Source organism: uncultured Bradyrhizobium sp. (assembly GCF_936928535.1).
Taxonomy (GTDB): domain Bacteria; phylum Pseudomonadota; class Alphaproteobacteria; order Rhizobiales; family Xanthobacteraceae; genus Bradyrhizobium.
Genome location: NZ_CAKZHY010000021.1, coordinates 42,703 through 58,186 on the forward strand (window position 1 = coordinate 42,703; position 15,484 = coordinate 58,186).

A 15,484-nucleotide genomic window follows, 5' to 3' on the forward strand; every position below is an offset into this window, starting at 1 on the left:
GGCGCGATTCCAGGTCGCGCCGATTCTCTTTCAACCGAGTGAGGTACTCCAATGGCCGTTGGCAAGGTTTCTGACACCGATTTCGAAGCCGAAGTGCTCAAGGCGAACGGCCCCGTCGTCGTCGATTTCTGGGCCGAGTGGTGCGGCCCCTGCCGCATGATCGCACCCGCGCTCGACGAGATTGCCGGCGCGATGGGCGACAAGGTCAAGATCGTGAAGCTCAACGTCGATGAGAGCCCGAAGACCGCGTCGAAATACGGCGTGATGTCGATCCCGACCCTGATGATCTTCAAGGGCGGCGAGATGGCGTCCCGCCAGGTTGGCGCCGCGCCGAAGGCGAAGCTTCAGCAGTGGATCACATCCGCGGTCTGATCCACCTCGCGACGTCTGATTTTCGACAACGGCCGGCGCTTCGCCGGCCGTTTTATTTGTCGGCCGCTTCCGCGCGCTCATTGCCTTCGACGAGCGCCTGAAACATCGCGACCAACCGCTTGGTGTCCGCACCTAGCGGCGCAAAGAACGCGGTGTCAGCCTCCTCAACCGCCACAACGGCCTTGCGGGCAAGATCGCGTCCGGCCTTGGTGACCGAGATGGCCTTGGCGCGGGGATCCTCGGGATGATCGACCCGCTGGATCAGCTGCGCCGCTTCCAGCGCCCGCAGCACCTGCGACGTCGTCATGGGGTCGACGCCGCAGAGTTGGGAGAGCCGGGCCTGGGTCAGCGTCTCGGACGTGCCGAACCAGGTCGCCGTCGCCAGCAACACGAACTGGGAATGCGTTAGCTCGTAGGGCGTAAGCGCCGCCCGCTGCCGCCGCTGCCAGGCGTTCGAGATCTTCCAGAGCAGGAAGCCCGGGCTTTCGGCGGGGCCGGACAGACGGGTCGGCAGCGGTGACTTGGTCATCGCGTCCCCTCGGCCAATTTGGACAGGCTCGCAAGCACCTCGGGGAAATCGGCGGAAACGGCCGGGCCGATCTCGGCGGCCCCAGGCCCGTGGGCATCGACGGCATAAACGATGCGCGTGCGCGCCGGGCCAAGCGGCTCGATGCGATGCGCGACGAGGATGGCGAGATCGCCCACCCGCGTTTCATCGACGAAGCAGACGTTCTCGCGAACATCGATCAGCTGGGAGCGCAATGCGTCTTCGCCAGGCGGCTTCATGGTGAACCAGGTGCCTGATGCAAACGGCCCGTCGATGTCGATCTGCTCGATGCCCGCGTTCCAGTTCTTCCAGGCCCGGATATCGCGAAAGATGCTCCAGATCGTCTCCGGGCTCGCCGACGTCTCGATCGCATATTCGCTCCGCCAGGTGTTTTCGTCGCTCATGGCATGACCTCCATTTTGATATGCGCGCTTATAATAAGCGAACATATCATATTGTCAAGTCGTCCGGGAGGAGCGAATTTGCGCGCCCGGCGTTGAAGCTGATGTCGTTGAGTCAAAGAGCGTTCGCCGTGCCCTCTTCCCGCCGAGCAACCCGCCAAAAACCCGCCCGGCTCGCCGCCATGGAGGCGCGTTCCGTCGATACCATCCCTGAGGGCAAGGAATGGCAGTACGAGCCGAAATGGGACGGCTTCCGCTGTCTGCTGTCGCGCGATGGCGGCAGCATCGATCTGCGCTCGAAATCGGGCGAGGACCTCGCGCGATACTTCCCCGAGATCGTTGCCGCCGCGCTGAAGCTGAAGGCTGAAAGGTTCACGCTCGACGGCGAGATCGTCGTCCCCTTGGACAAGGGCTTTTCCTTCGACGCGTTGCTGCAACGGATCCATCCCGCCGCCAGCCGGGTGAAGAAACTGTCGGAGGAAACGCCGGCGCTCTATCTCGTGTTCGATCTGTTGGCGACGGCGAGGGAGAAGCAGCTCGTACAAGAACCGCTGAGCGAACGGCGGCCGGCGCTGGAGGCGTTTGCCAAAGCCAATCTGAAGGGCAGCAATTTCCGTCTCTCGCCGGCAACGACGAGCTACGCCACCGCGACAAAATGGCTGGCGCAGTCTGGCGGCGGCTCGGACGGCGTCATCGCCAAGCGCATCGACCTGCCTTATCAAGCGGGAAATCGCGACGGCATGCAGAAGATCAAGAAATTTCGCAGCGCCGATTGCGTGGTCGGCGGCTTCCGTTACGCCACCAACAGACTGGCCGGCCGCAAGGTGGTCGGGTCGTTGCTGCTCGGGCTTTATGACGACGAGGGCCTGCTGCACCATGTCGGCTTCACTTCTGCGATCAAGTCAGAGCAAAAGCCCGATCTGACTGACCGGCTGGAGGCGCTGATCGGCGAGCCCGGCTTCACCGGCAACGCACCTGGTGGCCCAAGCCGATGGTCGACCGAGCGCTCGGCAAAATGGTGCCCACTGAAGCCGAAGCTGGTGATCGAAGTCTGTTACGACCATTTCAGCGGCGAGCGCTTCCGCCACGGCACCTCGATCCTGCGCTGGCGCCGCGACAAGGCACCGCGGCAATGCAGCTTCGAACAGCTGAAGCAGAAGGTGGCGGACCCGATGAAGATGTTGAAGTGATGTAGTGGTTGGAATCGATGCGGGAGGACCGGGTTCACCTCTCCCCTCCGGGGAGAGGTGAACCCGAGCCGCACGAGCTCAATTTCATCATCCACTACTTGATCCACCCGGTCGCCAGCGCGTTCGCCAGCTCCGGCTGGTTGTTGCGGCGGGCGAGCGCCGCCATCGCTTCATGATCGTAAGCGACGTGGCGGAACGTCACCTGCCAGGCACCATCGGCAAGCTCGAGGATCGCATAACGTGCGTGCGGCGTGCCGGCTTCGACGACATGCGGGAATGGATGCACGTCGCGATAGCCGGGGCTGCCGACGCTGCCGGGATTGACGATCAATCTGTTGTCGCGAAGACGCACGGCGCGGGCGAGATGGGTGTGGGCGCAGAGGATCAGCGACTGCGTGATTCCTGTCGCGAACTGTTCGATGCGGGCGAGCGGCGATAGCGCGACGGTGCCATCGGGATGCACCGTGTCGAGCCAATAGATTTCGTCATCCTCGGGCGTGGCGTGACAAAGAAAGACCTGATCCCGGAACACGCGCGTCATCGGCTGCGCGCGCAGCCAGTCGAGCTGAGCCGCATTGAGCGCGTCAAAGGCCGGACGGTCCCACGAGCCCATCTTTTCCCGAGGACGATCGAGCAGATAGCGATCGTGGTTGCCGAGCACGTGCACGGCATCGAGGGCCATCAGGATCTCGATGGTCCTGACGGCATCGAGCGGGCCGCTCAGCATGTCGCCGAGATTGACGATGTCGGTGATGCCAAGCGCGCTGATGTCGGCCAGCACCGCCTCCAGCGCGAGGTAGTTTCCGTGGACGTCGGCAATCGCGGCAAAGCGCATCGGCATTCTCTCTTGCCCCGTACGCAGCGCAGCACGTCAGTGGTGCGCTGCTGAGCCGGGGCCCATGTGGCGGCAATTCTGGGTCCCGGCTCTGCGCTCCGCTTGTCCGGGACACGAGAACTCATGCAGGAGGCGTGCCGTTGAGGCCGAGCACGTGGCCGGCGAGATAGAGCGAGCCCGTGATCAGGATGCGCGGCGGCACCTCGTAGGCGAGCTTTGCCAGGGAACGCAGCGCAGCCTGGACGCCGGGCGCGATCTCGACACGCATGCCGAGGCTGCGGACGGCGTCTGCGAGGCGATCGACCGGCATCGCATTCTCGGTATCAGGAATCGGCACCGCGATGATGTGGCGCGTGAGGCCGGCGAAGTTGGCGAGAAACGCCTTCGCATCCTTGTTGGCCATCATGCCCACGATGATGACCAGCGGCCGCGACACGCGTTCTTCGAAATCGCCGAGCGCGGCGGCGGCGACGCGGCCGCCTTCGGCATTGTGTCCGCCGTCGAGCCAGATCTCGCTGCCCTGCGGCCCGAGAGCGAGCAGCTCGCCCGAGGTCAGGCGCTGCATCCGCGCCGGCCATTCGGCACTGACGATGCCGGCCTCGAATGCCGCCTGGTTGATTTTGAAGGTCTGGATCGCACGCAGCGCCGCAATCGCGAGCCCGGCATTGTCGAACTGGTGCCGGCCGAACAGGCGCGGCGCAGCGAGATCCATCAGGCCGCGCTCGTCGGAATAGACCAGACGGCCATGCTCGACATTGACGTGCCAGCTTTCGTTCGCGGCAAACAGCGGCGCTCGCATCTGCTTGGCTTGCGCCTCGATCACAGCCATCGCCTCGGGTGACTGTTCGGCGCACACCACGGGCACGCCGCGCTTGATGATCGCGGCTTTCTCGCCGGCGATCGATACCAGGGTATCCCCGAGGAAATCCATATGGTCCATGCTGACGGGCGTGATCACGCAGGCCGCGGGCGTATCGACCACATTGGTCGAATCGAGCCGGCCGCCAAGACCGACTTCCAGCAGCACTGCGTCAGCAGGATTTTGCGCGAACAACAGGAACGCTGCCGCCGTCTTCAGCTCGAAGACGGTCGCGGGCTCGCCCGCATTGACGCGTTCGACCTGTTCCAGCGCCGCACGCAATTCGTCGTCACTGACGAGCACACCACCACCAACCCGGCCGAGCCGGAAACATTCGTTGATGCGCACGAGATAGGGCGAAGTGTAGGCGTGCACGCGCAGGCCCGCGGCCTCCAGCGTCGCGCGCAAATACGCGACCGTCGAGCCCTTGCCGTTGGTGCCGGCGACGTGGATCACCGGCGGCAGCTTGCGTTCGGGATGATCGAGCCGATCGAGCAGGCGATGCATCCGCTCGAGCCCGAGGTCGATGCGCTTCTGATGCAGGGCCGACAGCCGCGCGATCAATGCATCGAGCGACGCCTTTGCGCTGTCAGGGGACGCGTTCACGCGTGGGGCGCAGCCGGCGCGGTCTCGGGAGCCGATACGATCTGCGCCGGGGTCGTCACCGGCTGGACCGATTTCGAGGCACCATCGAGCGCCGGCGCCTTGGTCAGGAGGCGGCACAGCCGGGCCAGGGTCGGACGCAGCTCATGGCGATGCACGACCATGTCGACCATGCCGTGCTCTTTCAGGTATTCGGCGCGCTGGAAACCCTCGGGCAGCTTCTCGCGGATGGTCTGCTCGATCACGCGCGCACCGGCAAAACCGATCAGTGCACCGGGCTCGGCGATCTGGACGTCGCCGAGCATCGCATAGGATGCCGTGACGCCGCCGGTGGTCGGGTTGGTCAGCACGACGATGTAGGGCTGTTTTGCTTCACGCAGCATCTGCACCGCGACCGTGGTGCGCGGCATCTGCATCAGCGACAGGATGCCTTCCTGCATGCGCGCGCCGCCAGACGCCGCGAACACGATGAAGGGCGCCTTCTTCTCGACGGCGAGCTCGAGCCCGCGGACGATGGCCTCACCCGCGGCCATGCCGAGCGAGCCGCCCATGAAATCGAAATCCTGCACGGCAACGACGACGCCGGCGCCTTCGAGCTTGCCGTAGCCGACCTTGATCGCGTCGTTGAGGTTGGTTCGCGCGCGCGCGTCCTTGATGCGATCGACGTATTTCTTCTCGTCGCGGAATTTCAACGGGTCGGGCGTCACGTCAGGCAGCGCGACGTCGAACCAGGTCTCGTTGTCGAAGATCGACTTCAGCCGCGCCACCGCGCCCATGCGCATGTGGTAGTTCGAGCCGGGGATGACGAACTGGTTGGCCTCGACGTCCTTGTAGAACACGAGCTGTCCGGAATCCGGGCACTTGATCCACAGATTCTCCGGCGTCTCCCGCCGCAGCATGTTGCGGATCTTCGGCCGGACCACATTGGTAAGCCAGTTCATGGTTTGCTCCGATGTACGAGCCCCCAAGGGATCGCCTGAAGGATATATGGCGGCCGGGCCGTTGCCCGGCAACCCGCCGTGTCACCCGCTCTTAAAGCGGAATTGTGGTCTATTCGGACGCCTGTTTGGCGCCCCTGACGCCTTGGGCCAGGGCTGCGGTCAGCTCGGCCACTGCGTTAACGGTTTTGGCAGTCGCTCGCCCCTCGGCATCGAGGCTGTTCTTGAGCGCATCGACCAGCGCGGTGCCGACCACCGAACCATTGGCCTTCTCGGCAATGGCGCGCGCCGCCTCCGGGGTGCGGATGCCGAAACCAACGCAGATCGGCAGCTTGGTATGCCGCTTGATGCGCGCGACGGCTTCACCGACGGCATTCGCGTCCGCGGCCGCCGCACCGGTGATGCCGGCGATCGAGACGTAATAGACAAAGCCCGACGTGTTCGTCAGCACCGCGGGCAGGCGTTTGTCGTCGGTGGTCGGCGTTGCCAGGCGAATGAAGTTCAGGCCCGCCTTCAGCGCGGGAATGCAGAGCTCGTCGTCCTCCTCCGGCGGCAAATCGACGATGATGAGGCCGTCGACACCTGATGTCCTGGCATCAGCCAGGAACTTGTCGACGCCGTAGATGTAGATCGGATTGTAATAGCCCATCAGCACGAGCGGTGTGACGTTGTCGTCCTTGCGGAAGTCGCGCACCAGCTGCAGCGTCTTCTTCAGGGTCATGCCACCCTTGAGCGCGCGCAGACCTGCCGCCTGGATCGAGGGACCGTCCGCCATCGGATCGGTGAAGGGAATGCCGAGCTCGATGACGTCGGAGCCTGCCTTGGGCAGCGCCTTGACGATCTCGAGCGATGTCGTGAGATCGGGATCGCCGGCCATCACATAGGTGACAAAGGCCGCGCGGCCCTGCTTCTTCAGCTCGGCGAAACGGGTGTCGATACGCGTGGTCACTTGGTCTTGCCCTTCAGGATGTCGCCGACCTGCGGGACGTCCTTGTCGCCGCGGCCGGAGAGATTGACGACCATCAGGTGGTCTTTCGGCCGCTTCGGCGCGAGCTCCATCACCTTGGCGATGGCGTGCGCGGGCTCGAGCGCGGGGATGATGCCTTCGAGCTTCGAGAGCAGCTGGAACGCGGCGAGCGCCTCGTCATCGGTCGCGGAGAGATAGACGACGCGGCCGACCTCGTGCAGCCAGGAATGCTCGGGGCCGATGCCGGGATAGTCGAGGCCGGCCGAGATCGAATGCGCGTCCTGGATCTGGCCGTCGGCATCCATCAAGAGGTAGGTACGGTTACCATGGAGCACGCCGGGACGGCCGCCCGCGATCGACGCCGCATGCAGCTGCGTGAGGCCGTGGCCCGCCGCTTCGACGCCGAAGATCTCGACGGAGGGATCGTCGAGGAAAGGATGGAACAGGCCCATCGCATTCGAGCCGCCGCCGATGCAGGCAACCAGCGAGTCCGGCAGGCGTCCCTCGACCTCCTGCATCTGCGCCTTGGTCTCATTGCCAATGATCGACTGGAAGTCGCGCACCAGCGTCGGATAGGGATGCGGGCCTGCCACCGTGCCGATGCAATAGAAGGTATTGTGCACGTTGGTGACCCAGTCGCGCAGCGCCTCGTTCATGGCATCCTTGAGCGTGCGCGTGCCCGACTGCACCGGCATCACCTTGGCGCCCAGCATCTCCATGCGGATCACGTTGGGCTGCTGCCGCTCGACGTCGACGGCGCCCATATAGACCACGCATTCCAGGCCGAAGCGCGCGCACAGCGTCGCGGTGGCGACACCGTGCTGGCCGGCGCCTGTTTCGGCGATGATCCGCTTCTTGCCCATGCGCCGCGCCAGCATGATCTGGCCGAGCACGTTGTTCACCTTGTGCGAACCGGTGTGGTTGAGCTCTTCGCGCTTGAGATAAATCTTGGCGCCGCCGAGATGCTCGGTCAGCCGCTCGGCGAAATAGAGCGGCGAGGGTCGGCCGACATAGTTCTTCAGGTAGCCGTTCATCTCGGCCTGGAACGCCGGATCGGCCTTGGCCGCGGTGTAGGCCTTCTCCAGGTCGAGGATCAGCGGCATCAGGGTTTCGGCGACGAAGCGTCCGCCGAAGATGCCGAAATGGCCACGCTCGTCGGGCCCGCTGCGGTAGGAATTTGGTTTGGCGATGTTCATCGAACGCTCAACTCTTGAGTGGCGCGCGCGGCGCGAATGAAGGCCTTGATCATGTCCGGATCTTTCACGCCGGGAGCGCTCTCGACACCGGAGGACACGTCGACGCCACCAGCGCCGGTGACGCGGAGGGCCTCGGCGAGGTTTTGCACATCGAGGCCGCCCGAAACCATATACGGGAGATCGAGCACCAGGTTTTCCAGCAGGTGCCAGTCGAACGGCGCACCGAGGCCGCCGGGGCGGGTCGCATCCTTGGGCGCACGCGCATCGAACAGGATGCGGTCGGCGATCGCGGCATAACCGGGCAGCACCGCGAGATCGGCTGCGGTCGCGACCGGCACCGCCTTCATCACCGGACGGCCGAATTTCTGCTTGATGTCGCGCAAGCGCGCCACGCTTTCCTGGCCGTGGAGCTGGAAGATGTCGGGCGACAGCGCGTCCATGATGTTGTCGAGCGTCGCATCGTCGGCATCGACCGTGAGCGCCACCTTCAGCGCGCGCTGCTTCACCTGCCGGCCGAGCTCGCGCCCGGTCTCCAGCGAGACGTGCCGGGGCGAGGGCGGAAAGAACACGAACCCGACCATGTCGGCGCCCGCATCGAGCGCCGTTTGGAGCGTCTCGGGCGTGGACAGGCCGCAGATTTTGACGAGCAGGGACATGGTCTCAAAGCAAAAGGAGGCCGCAAGTGGCGGCCGGGAAACGGGCTTTTCGGTCGGGGCCGCTTCTACAACGTCGCGCGCTGCTTGTCTCGCCCGACGGGCCCATAAAGACCCACCCCTGAGGGCACCGGGAGGCGCTGGGCCTCGGGCCTGGCTGCGGCCGTCTGGGCCCGCAGGCCGGCCAATTCGACCTGGGCGGCTCGGGCATCCGCCTCATGCCGGCGTGCGGAGCGGCGCCAGTGCCGCTGGCCGAACCAGACGGCGCAGCCGCCGACCACGACGCCCAGGGCAGCCACCAGGATCAGGAGCAGGAACAACGGCATCGTGCGCGACAAGGCCGGATCGTTCGCCATGAAGGGATCGAACGAGACCGTGACGTCATGGCGGTTGGCGACCGCAAAGGTCACCAGGATCACGGCCAGGGGAATCAAGATCAGCGCGGTCAGGAATTTTCGCATCGCGATCGCTCGTCTTGAATCACGCTCGCGGCCGCATCATGCGGCCATTCAGTTAAGCCCGGACGACTTAATCGGGCGCGCCGGGATCCGGATGATCGCGGTTGAGCCGCTCGCGCATTTCCTTGCCGGTCTTGAAGAACGGAACGCTCTTCTGATCGACGGGGACATGGGCGCCGGTGCGCGGATTGCGCCCTGCGCGCGCAGGGCGATGCTTGACCGAGAAAGCACCGAAGCCGCGCAGCTCGACGCGGTCACCGCGTGCGAGGGCCGCTACGATCTCTTCGAGAATCGCATTCACAATGTTCTCGACATCCCGCTGGTACAGATGCGGGTTGTGCTCGGCGATACGCTGAACAAGTTCGGATTTGATCATCGAGAGATAGGACCCGGAAGCGTGCGGATGACCATTTCCGTGAAAATGCCTTGATCTGTCAAGACGCTAAATGAACGCCAGGCGTTGTGAAAATGCGTGACATTTGCCGAAAAAGCGGGCTGCAAGGCTACCCGCCAGACGGGAAAAAGGTCTGGGGCTCGCGTGGTTCCGTCAGTTTCCCGTCAATTCGACGCAGCCGGCTGCCACAGGGCCAGCATGCCGTCCAACCCGGCACGATCGACCGCCTGCGCCACGCCAGTTTGCTCGATTTGATGCGCAATCGCGCTGAATCCAAGCGCTTCCAGCGTCACTGAGGCCGCCGTCTTGAGGAATGTCAGATCGCCGAAGCGAGGCTCGAGCTTGTAATCGCGTACCGAAAGACCCTTCTTGACGCCCTTCTGTTCCTCGAGCCAGGCGACCGCGGTCTTCTCGTCGCCGAGCTGATCGATCAGCTTGAGGTCGATCGCCTGCCGGCCGGTGAAGACGCGACCATCGACGACTTTTTCCAGCTGCGTGTCATCCATGCCACGCCGCTGCTTCACCAGATCCTTGAACCAGGCATAGGAATCCTTCACCAGCGCATCCAGCGCGGCGCGCGCTTCCGGGCTGGTCGGCTCAAAACCGTTGGGCGCGGCCTTGAGCGGCGTGGATTTGACCTCCTCGACCTTGACGCCGATGGTCTTCAAGAGCTCGCTGAAGTTCGGAAACTGGAATAGCACGCCGATCGAACCGACCAGCGAGCTCTGCTGGGCGATGATGTGGTCGCTGGCGATCGCGGTGATGTAGCCGCCGGATGCCGCAAGGCCTTCGACCACGACGACCAGCGGCTTCTTCGCCTTCAGCCGCGTCAAGGAATCATAGAGCTGCTCGGAGCCGGCGGTGGTGCCGCCGGGCGAGTTGACGTGAACGATCACGGCGGCGGCCTGCGAATTCTCCAGCCGCTCCAGCGCCCGCGTGCGCTCGGAATCGCTGCGGATCAGGCCGTCGATCTCGACACGCGCGATGGAGCCTGCAGAGACGAAGCTGCCGCGCGCGCCTGGCGTCGCGATCAGCGCAAAGCCCGCGATCGCGGCGATCGCGATCAGCGCGGCCATCACGCGCCAGAACGTCAGCTTGCGGCGGATCCTGCGGCGATCGACGATGATGTCCGAATCGAGCGACATCGAGATATCTCCAAATGAAAGGCCGCGGGCGTTTTGCCGTCACACGTAACTATCGGCTTGTTGGGATACATCAATTGCGGCGCAATTTGAAGAAAACAAGGCTGTGAACGGGGGTAGGCCGGGACGGCGGCGGAGAAACAAAAAAAGCCCCGGCCGGAGCCGGGGCTTTGATGTCTGACGAACCCGTGGGGTTCGCTTACTTAGGGTTCGCTTACTTGCTGTCGCGATTCTTGAGCGCGGTGCCCAGGATGTCGCCGAGCGTCGCACCCGAATCCGAGGAGCCGTACTGCGCGATGGCTTCCTTCTCTTCGGCGACTTCGAGCGCCTTGATCGACACCTGGACCTTGCGGGCCTTCTTGTCGAACTGGATCACGCGGGCATCGACCTTCTCGCCGACGGCGAAGCGTTCGGCACGCTGGTCGTTGCGGTCACGCGCGAGCTCCGAGCGCTTGATGAAGGTCGAGAAGTCGGTCCCGGCGATCTTCACCTCGATACCGCTTTCCTTCACTTCGAGCACTTCGCAGGTCACGACCGCGCCCTTCTTGACATCGCCCGGCTCGGCGAACGGGTCGCCTTCGAGCTGCTTGATGCCGAGCGAGATACGCTCCTTCTCGACGTCCACATCGAGCACCACGGCCTTCACCATGTCGCCCTTCTTGTAGTTGTCGATCACCTGCTCGCCCGGAAGCTTCCAGTCGAGGTCGGAGAGATGGACCATGCCGTCGACGTCGCCCTCGAGGCCCAGGAACAGACCGAACTCGGTCTTGTTCTTGACTTCGCCCTCGACCACCGAACCGGTCGGGTGACCTTCGACGAAGACCTCCCACGGGTTGCGCATGGTCTGCTTGAGGCCGAGCGAGATGCGGCGCTTGACGGAATCGACTTCCAGCACCTGCACATCGACTTCCTGCGAGGTCGACACGATCTTGCCGGGGTGCATGTTCTTCTTGGTCCACGACATCTCGGAGACGTGGATCAGGCCTTCGATGCCCGGCTCGAGCTCGACGAACGCACCGTAGTCGGTGATGTTGGTGACACGGCCGGTGAAGCGGGCACCCAGCGGGTACTTGGCTTCGATGCCCTGCCACGGATCGTCCAGCAGCTGCTTCATGCCCAGCGAGATGCGGTGCGTCTCGTGGTTGATCTTGATGATCTTGACCTTCACGGTCTGGCCGATCGAGAGCACCTCGGTCGGGTGGTTGACGCGGCGCCACGCGATGTCGGTGACGTGCAGCAGGCCGTCGATGCCGCCGAGGTCAACGAACGCACCGTAATCGGTAATGTTCTTGACCACGCCGTCGATGACCTGACCCTCTTCGAGGTTCTGCACCAGCTCCTGGCGCTGCTCGGCGCGGGTCTCTTCGAGAACCGTGCGGCGAGACACGACGATGTTGCCGCGGCGGCGGTCCATCTTGAGGATCTGGAACGGCTGCGCGTTGTTCATCAGCGGCGCAACGTCGCGGATCGGACGGATGTCGACCTGCGAACGCGGCAGGAAGGCAACGGCACCGTCGAGGTCGACGGTGAAGCCGCCCTTGACCTGGTTGAAGATGACGCCCGTGACCTTCTCGTTGTTCTGGAACGCCTTCTCCAGCTTGCCCCAGCTCTCTTCGCGGCGCGCCTTGTCGCGCGACAGCACAGCTTCGCCGAGGGCGTTTTCGATGCGATCGAGGAACACTTCGACCTCGTCGCCAACCTTGATCTCGCTCTCACGGCCGGGGCCGGAAAATTCGCGCAGCGCAACGCGGCCTTCGGTCTTCAGGCCGACGTCGATGACGGCCATGTCCTTTTCAATTGCAACCACCTTGCCCTTGACGACCGAGCTCTCCTGCAGGTTGCCACCTGCGAAGGACTCGTCGAGCATCGCGGCGAAATCGTCACGCGACGGGCTATAGGTATCAGCGGAAGTCGAAGCCATTTGTTCTCCAGTTGCGGATGTCTTGCCGGCCGTTGGGTTCAAGGGCGTATCGCGCGCGCAGTGTCGGAAGGCCCGCAAGACCTTCGAGCGACCGCTCGTTGCTTCGGCTCGGCGCCGAAACAGCGGAAGCGGGCCGGCAGGGCCCGCGCGTTCGATACGTGGAAATCGTTATGTCCGGAGCCTGGATCGCGTCGGTCCCCAACAGGGACCGAGAGTATCGACCTCAAAGAGCGGGAGCGGGCGCTTCCTCCAATGACGGCTGCGGCTTAACCCCGCGACCGGCCCGCTCGGACGGCCTCGATAATGTCGATGGCGGCCCGGACGCCGCCTTCTATATCCAGTTGGGAGTTATCTAGCAAGTAAGCATCCCGGGCCGGTTTTAACGGCGCGATCGGCCGGTTCTTGTCCCGTTCGTCGCGCCGGATGATGTCGGCCAGCACCGCCGCCTCATCCGCCTCCTCGCCCCTCGCGCGCGCCTCCACGGTGCGGCGGTGGGCACGGACCTTGGGGTCCGCCACGACGAAGATCTTCACGTCGGCATGCGGGCAGATCACGGTTCCAATGTCACGTCCATCCAGCACCGCGCCGGGCGGGTCGGCGGCGAATTGTCGCTGGAAATTGAGCAGAACCTCGCGGACTCCAGGGATCGCCGAAACGATCGAGGCGCCCTCGCCGGCCTCCTGGGTCTTCAGCGCGGGGTTGCCGAACTTCTCGGGATCAAGTTCCTGCGCCGCCGCGACCGCGGCGGCCTCGTCGCGGAGATCATGTCCGGACTGCATCAGGGCGTAGGCGACCGCGCGATAGATCACGCCGGTATCGAGATGACGATAACCATAGTGATGGGCGAGGCGCTTGCCGAGCGTGCCTTTGCCCGAAGCTGCGGGTCCGTCGATAGCGATAATCATGAAAACTCGGCCCCAAGCGAACGCATCATCGGGATGAAGTCAGGGAAACTGGTGGCGATGAAGGCGGTGTCATCGACCGTCACCGGCTGGTCGGAGGCGCAGCCCATCACCAGCGCGGACATCGCGATGCGATGGTCCATATGGGTGGCGACAGTGCCGCCGCCGGGCACATGGCCGCGCCCCTCGACGATCAGATCATCGCCGGAGACCGTGACCTTGACGCCGTTGACGCGAAGCATCGCGGCGGTCGCCTCGAGCCGGTCGGATTCCTTGACGCGCAGCTCCTGCAGGCCGCGCATGATGGTCGTGCCCTCGGCGAACGACGCCGCCACGGCGAGCACCAGATATTCATCGATCATCGAGGGCGCGCGCTCCGGCGGCACCTCGACGCCGCGCAGCTTCGAGGCGCGCACGCGCAGGCGCGCCATCGGCTCGCCGGCATCGCCGCGGACTTCGCTTTCCTCGATGGACCCGCCCATTTCGCGCAACGTCGTGAACAGGCCGGTGCGCAACGGATTGGTCATCACGTCAGACAGAACGATGTCGGAGCCTTCGACGATCAGCGCCGCGACGATGGGAAATGCCGCCGAAGAAGGATCCGCGGGCACGATGACGGTGGCGCCATGCAACTCGGGCTGGCCCACCAGTGTGATGCGGCGGCCGTGAGTCCCCTCGGCGACCGAGGCGATCTCGGCGCCAAAATGCTTCAGCATCAGTTCGGTGTGGTCGCGGCTGGCTTCGTTCTCGATCACGGTGGTCGTGCCCGGCGCGGCGAGACCCGCCAGCAACACCGCCGATTTGATCTGGGCCGAGGCCACCGGGGTCTTGTAGGTGATCGGCAGCGGATCGCGCGCGCCCTGGATGGTCAACGGCAGGCGGCCGCCCTCGCCGCCGGAGACGACCTTGGCGCCCATCTTTTCGAGCGGATCGAGGATCCGGCGCATCGGGCGGCTGCGCAGCGAGGCATCCCCGTCGAAGTCAGCCGAGATCGGGCAGCCGGCGACGGCGCCCATGACCAACCGGCAGCCGGTGCCGGAATTGCCGAAATCCAGCGCCGCCTTGGGCTGGGCAAAGCCGCCGACACCCACGCCATTCACCTTCCAGGCGAAATCGCCGGTGCGCTCGACCTTGGCGCCGAGGGCCTGCATGGACTTGGCGGTATTGAGGACATCCTCGCCCTCGAGGAGGCCCGTGATGCGGGTCTCGCCGACCGCCAGCGCGCCCAGGATGAGGGCACGGTGGGAGATCGACTTGTCCCCGGGCACCCGTACTTTCCCGGTCAGGGGACCGCTTGAGCTCGACTTCAGCGGTGTCGGCTTGTCGGAATGGGTCAAGATTGTGTCCTTGGATGCGCCTTTTGGATGCGCCCTGGAGGCTGGCGGGCACCTACCACATGGTCTCCCCGCCGTCACGAGCATGTCTTTCTCTCGTAATGCGCTATTGACAGCGGGCCGCCAACTAGCCAAGTGAAGCACCGCTTTTCAGACATTCCCAGGATTCCTCTGCCGTGGCCAAGTCCGAACTCGGAACCAAACGTATTTGCCCGACCACGGGCAAGAAATTCTATGACCTCAACAAGAACCCGGTGATCTCGCCCTACACCGGCGAGGTTGTACCGATCGCTCCCGTTGCGCCGGCCCGCATGCCTCGTGGTGCCGAAGCTCGCCACGCCGCGGCCGCCGACACCACGCCGGAGCCGGCGGAGGTCGAGGAGGTCTCGCTCGAGGAGGCCGATGCCGAGGAGAACACCGGCAAGGTCAAGGCCGTCGTGCCCGAATCCGAGGACGATATCGAGGTCGACGAGACTCTCGACGACGACGATGATGATGATTCGACCTTCATTGCCGACGAAGAAGAGGGCGATGAGGACGTGACCGACATCATTGGTGATGTCGGAGGCGATGAAGAGACTTGAGATCAGTCCTGATCTGTGAAAAAGGGTGCACCGCGCGAGTCGGAAGGCTCGCCGGTCGGGAGTGATCCCCCAGGATCATCCCAAGGGTTAAGGGGCCATAGCTCAGCTGGGAGAGCGCTTGCATGGCATGCAAGAGGTCGGCGGTTCGATCCCGCCTGGCTCCACCAGCCTTCGCTCGCTTCGCGAGC

17 protein-coding genes and 1 tRNA gene are annotated in these 15,484 nt (G+C 64.4%); 4 read left to right on the plus strand and 14 right to left on the minus strand.

Annotated elements, in window-relative coordinates; translation table 11 throughout:
* Positions 1 to 51: 51 nt before the first annotated feature.
* Positions 52 to 372 (plus strand): thioredoxin, encoded by a 321-nt coding sequence (gene trxA / locus Q0687_RS02515; protein ID WP_007598398.1) that lies wholly within the window; start codon positions 52 to 54, stop codon positions 370 to 372.
* Positions 373 to 424: 52 nt separating this feature from the next.
* On the opposite strand, the gene Q0687_RS02520 is transcribed toward trxA, so the two are convergent.
* Positions 425 to 901 (minus strand): MarR family transcriptional regulator, encoded by a 477-nt coding sequence (locus tag Q0687_RS02520; RefSeq protein WP_298871817.1) that lies wholly within the window; start codon positions 899 to 901, stop codon positions 425 to 427.
* A complete protein-coding gene (locus tag Q0687_RS02525) occupies positions 898 to 1,323 on the minus strand; it encodes an SRPBCC family protein (protein WP_298871819.1) in 426 nt (141 codons plus the stop codon). Before Q0687_RS02525 ends, Q0687_RS02520 begins: the two co-directional genes overlap by 4 nt.
* 179 nt (positions 1,324 to 1,502) lie before the next feature.
* On the opposite strand from Q0687_RS02525, the gene Q0687_RS02530 reads away from it, so the two are divergent.
* Positions 1,503 to 2,510, plus strand: a complete 1,008-nt coding sequence (locus tag Q0687_RS02530) for an ATP-dependent DNA ligase (protein WP_298871822.1) — start codon at positions 1,503 to 1,505, stop codon at positions 2,508 to 2,510.
* 94 nt (positions 2,511 to 2,604) lie between these two features.
* Here the strand turns inward: Q0687_RS02530 and Q0687_RS02535 are convergent, their stop codons facing one another.
* From Q0687_RS02535 to aroA, 12 genes are all read right to left on the minus strand, one after another.
* The gene (locus Q0687_RS02535) at positions 2,605 to 3,345 is read right to left on the minus strand and encodes a metallophosphoesterase family protein (protein ID WP_298871855.1); all 741 of its coding nucleotides are present in this window, start codon (positions 3,343 to 3,345) and stop codon (positions 2,605 to 2,607) included.
* A gap of 121 nt (positions 3,346 to 3,466) precedes the next feature.
* Positions 3,467 to 4,810 carry a folylpolyglutamate synthase/dihydrofolate synthase family protein gene (locus tag Q0687_RS02540; RefSeq protein WP_298871825.1) on the minus strand — a complete coding sequence of 448 codons (1,344 nt, stop codon included), beginning with the start codon at positions 4,808 to 4,810 and terminating at the stop codon, positions 3,467 to 3,469.
* Positions 4,807 to 5,748: an acetyl-CoA carboxylase, carboxyltransferase subunit beta gene (gene accD, locus Q0687_RS02545; RefSeq protein WP_298871827.1), complete on the minus strand. Its 942-nt coding sequence runs from the start codon at positions 5,746 to 5,748 to the stop codon at positions 4,807 to 4,809. The genes Q0687_RS02540 and accD overlap by 4 nt, the downstream gene beginning before the upstream one ends.
* 109 nt (positions 5,749 to 5,857) lie before the next feature.
* The gene (gene trpA, locus Q0687_RS02550) at positions 5,858 to 6,694 is read right to left on the minus strand and encodes a tryptophan synthase subunit alpha (RefSeq protein ID WP_298871830.1); all 837 of its coding nucleotides are present in this window, start codon (positions 6,692 to 6,694) and stop codon (positions 5,858 to 5,860) included.
* Entirely contained in the window at positions 6,691 to 7,908 is a 1,218-nt protein-coding gene (gene trpB, locus Q0687_RS02555; protein ID WP_298871832.1) for a tryptophan synthase subunit beta, read from the minus strand. The genes trpA and trpB overlap by 4 nt, the downstream gene beginning before the upstream one ends.
* Entirely contained in the window at positions 7,905 to 8,564 is a 660-nt protein-coding gene (locus Q0687_RS02560; RefSeq protein ID WP_298871837.1) for a phosphoribosylanthranilate isomerase, read from the minus strand. The genes trpB and Q0687_RS02560 overlap by 4 nt, the downstream gene beginning before the upstream one ends.
* Positions 8,565 to 8,629: 65 nt before the next feature.
* On the minus strand, positions 8,630 to 9,022 hold the full coding sequence (locus Q0687_RS02565) for a LapA family protein (protein WP_298871839.1): 393 nt from the start codon (positions 9,020 to 9,022) through the stop codon (positions 8,630 to 8,632).
* 67 nt (positions 9,023 to 9,089) lie between these two features.
* Positions 9,090 to 9,395, minus strand: a complete 306-nt coding sequence (locus Q0687_RS02570) for an integration host factor subunit beta (protein WP_007598410.1) — start codon at positions 9,393 to 9,395, stop codon at positions 9,090 to 9,092.
* A 182-nt stretch (positions 9,396 to 9,577) separates the two neighbouring features.
* A complete protein-coding gene (gene sppA / locus Q0687_RS02575; protein ID WP_298871841.1) occupies positions 9,578 to 10,558 on the minus strand; it encodes a signal peptide peptidase SppA in 981 nt (326 codons plus the stop codon).
* 211 nt (positions 10,559 to 10,769) lie between these two features.
* The gene (gene rpsA / locus Q0687_RS02580) at positions 10,770 to 12,476 is read right to left on the minus strand and encodes a 30S ribosomal protein S1 (RefSeq protein WP_254127247.1); all 1,707 of its coding nucleotides are present in this window, start codon (positions 12,474 to 12,476) and stop codon (positions 10,770 to 10,772) included.
* Positions 12,477 to 12,742: 266 nt separating this feature from the next.
* Positions 12,743 to 13,381: a (d)CMP kinase gene (gene cmk, locus Q0687_RS02585; protein ID WP_298871847.1), complete on the minus strand. Its 639-nt coding sequence runs from the start codon at positions 13,379 to 13,381 to the stop codon at positions 12,743 to 12,745.
* Positions 13,378 to 14,715, minus strand: a complete 1,338-nt coding sequence (aroA, locus tag Q0687_RS02590) for a 3-phosphoshikimate 1-carboxyvinyltransferase (protein WP_298871849.1) — start codon at positions 14,713 to 14,715, stop codon at positions 13,378 to 13,380. The genes cmk and aroA overlap by 4 nt, the downstream gene beginning before the upstream one ends.
* A gap of 173 nt (positions 14,716 to 14,888) precedes the next feature.
* Between aroA and Q0687_RS02595 the strand changes: the two genes are divergently transcribed.
* Complete coding sequence (locus Q0687_RS02595; protein ID WP_298871852.1) at positions 14,889 to 15,296, plus strand: TIGR02300 family protein; 408 nt, start codon at positions 14,889 to 14,891, stop codon at positions 15,294 to 15,296.
* A 91-nt stretch (positions 15,297 to 15,387) separates the two neighbouring features.
* A tRNA-Ala gene (locus Q0687_RS02600) sits at positions 15,388 to 15,463 on the plus strand.
* The last annotated feature ends 21 nt before the right edge of the window (positions 15,464 to 15,484 follow it).

Excerpts from the sequence above, each read along its gene's own strand:
- sppA (WP_298871841.1), bottom strand. The coding sequence starts at position 10,558 with ATGTCGCTCGATTCGGACATCATCGTCGATCGCCGCAGGATCCGCCGC.
- Q0687_RS02565 (WP_298871839.1), bottom strand. The coding sequence starts at position 9,022 with ATGCGAAAATTCCTGACCGCGCTGATCTTGATTCCCCTGGCCGTGATC.
- Q0687_RS02535 (WP_298871855.1), bottom strand. The coding sequence starts at position 3,345 with ATGCGCTTTGCCGCGATTGCCGACGTCCACGGAAACTACCTCGCGCTG.
- Q0687_RS02530 (WP_298871822.1), top strand. The coding sequence starts at position 1,503 with ATGGAGGCGCGTTCCGTCGATACCATCCCTGAGGGCAAGGAATGGCAG.
- Q0687_RS02570 (WP_007598410.1), bottom strand. The coding sequence starts at position 9,395 with ATGATCAAATCCGAACTTGTTCAGCGTATCGCCGAGCACAACCCGCAT.
- trxA (WP_007598398.1), top strand. The coding sequence starts at position 52 with ATGGCCGTTGGCAAGGTTTCTGACACCGATTTCGAAGCCGAAGTGCTC.
- Q0687_RS02560 (WP_298871837.1), bottom strand. The coding sequence starts at position 8,564 with ATGTCCCTGCTCGTCAAAATCTGCGGCCTGTCCACGCCCGAGACGCTC.
- trpB (WP_298871832.1), bottom strand. The coding sequence starts at position 7,908 with ATGAACATCGCCAAACCAAATTCCTACCGCAGCGGGCCCGACGAGCGT.
- rpsA (WP_254127247.1), bottom strand. The coding sequence starts at position 12,476 with ATGGCTTCGACTTCCGCTGATACCTATAGCCCGTCGCGTGACGATTTC.
- Q0687_RS02525 (WP_298871819.1), bottom strand. The coding sequence starts at position 1,323 with ATGAGCGACGAAAACACCTGGCGGAGCGAATATGCGATCGAGACGTCG.
- accD (WP_298871827.1), bottom strand. The coding sequence starts at position 5,748 with ATGAACTGGCTTACCAATGTGGTCCGGCCGAAGATCCGCAACATGCTG.
- Q0687_RS02520 (WP_298871817.1), bottom strand. The coding sequence starts at position 901 with ATGACCAAGTCACCGCTGCCGACCCGTCTGTCCGGCCCCGCCGAAAGC.
- cmk (WP_298871847.1), bottom strand. The coding sequence starts at position 13,381 with ATGATTATCGCTATCGACGGACCCGCAGCTTCGGGCAAAGGCACGCTC.